Origin of the sequence: Streptomyces murinus, from assembly GCF_002154555.1 — a bacterium.
In the GTDB taxonomy this organism is placed as follows: Bacteria; Actinomycetota; Actinomycetes; order Streptomycetales; family Streptomycetaceae; genus Streptomyces; species Streptomyces murinus.
On record NZ_MUNF01000473.1, the window covers coordinates 1 to 1473 of the forward strand.

Below are 1473 nucleotides of genomic sequence, written 5' to 3' on the forward strand. Positions count from 1 at the left end.
CACCCCTGGCAGCTCGACCTGGTCGCCGACACCCTCGCCCCCGCCTTCGCCGACGGCCGCCTCGTCCGGCTCGGCACCACCCCCTTCGACACCTGGCCGACCGCCGCGATCCGCACGGTGTACGAGCCGCGGGCCGACCTGTTCCTGAAGTTCAGCCTGGACGTGCGGATCACCAACGACATCCGCCGGCTCTGGCGCCACGACCTGCTTCGGCTGCGCCGCACCGACAGCGCCGCGGGGCGCGCCTTCGCCGCGATGAGGGCGCCGGCGGCGACAGGGGCATCCGCTGGGACCGGGGCGTCCGCCGCGACCGGCATGTCCGCCGCGTGGCTCGCCGACCGGGGCCATCGCACCGCGTCCTTCGCGTACGAGGAGCTGGCCGTGGTGGTCCGCGACGGGCTGCGCGACCATCTGCTGCCGGGCGCCGTGCCGCTGCTCGCCGCGGGTCTCGCCGAGGGCTTCGACGGCAGCCCGCTCGCCGCGGCGGCCGACCCCGCGGCCTGGTGGGAGGCGTATCTGGCGCAGGTCGTGCCGCCCGCGCTGACCGCGTTCGACACCCACGGGATCGTCCTGGAGGCGCATCTCCAGAACACCCTGGTCGCGGTGGACGCCTCCGGTACGCCCGTACAGGCGCTGTTCCGGGACGCCGAGGGCGTCAAGCTGCTGGCGGACGTCCCGCGCGCCGCGGGCTGGGAGCGGCTGGTCTACTGCCTGATCGTCAACCACCTCATGGAGATCGCCGGGGCCCTGGCCGAGCGGCATCGCGGGTACGACCCCTGGCCCGCCGTGCGCCGCGCACTGGCCCGGCACGACCTGCCCGAGATCCCCGCCCTGCTCGGCTCGCCGACCCTGCCGGGCAAGACCAATCTGCTGCTGCGGTGGACGGGCGCGGACGGGGCGGACGCGCGCTATCTGCCGCTGCGCAATCCGCTCGCCGACCGCTGACCCGTCGTATCGCCGACCGCTGTCCGTCGTACGCCGACGGCTACCGGGCCGTGCCGAAGTCCTGTGTCCAGTAGCTGTCGGGCTGCGCGAGACCGACACCGATCTCCTGGTAGCCGCAGTTGAGGATGTTGGCCCGGTGGCCGGGGCTGGACATCCAGCCCGCCATGACCTCGGCGGCGGTCGAATAGCCGTACGCGACGTTCTCGCCGTACGCGCTCCAGGTGTATCCCGCCTGTGTGATGCGGGTGCCCGGGTCGGAGCCGTCGGAGCCGGTGTGCGACATGTTCTGGTGGGCCGCCATGTCCGCGCTGTGCTCCTGCGCGGCCTTGGTGAGCTTCGCGTTGAGGGTCAGCGGCTGGCAACCGGCCTTCGCGCGCTCGGCGTTGACCAGCTGCACGATCTGCGCGGTGACGCCGGACGCGGCGGTCGTGGCGGTCGTGGCCGGCGCCGGGGTGCTCGACGCGGTGGGCGCGGGCGCCGGAGCGTCGGTCTGCTCGGGCTGGGCGGCCGCGCCCACCGCGTCGAGCA

Annotated in this window: 2 protein-coding genes; one reads left to right on the forward strand and one right to left on the reverse strand. The window is 74.3% G+C overall.

The genetic code is table 11. The annotated features are described in order from the left end of the window. Positions 1-945: IucA/IucC family C-terminal-domain containing protein (locus CCN72_RS26875; RefSeq protein WP_279630284.1), on the forward strand; the 945-nt coding region annotated here is incomplete at its 5' end. A gap of 40 nt (positions 946-985) precedes the next feature. Here the strand turns inward: CCN72_RS26875 and CCN72_RS26880 are convergent. After that, a partial coding sequence (locus CCN72_RS26880; protein WP_244174476.1) for a CAP domain-containing protein occupies positions 986-1473 on the reverse strand: 488 nt, incomplete at its 5' end.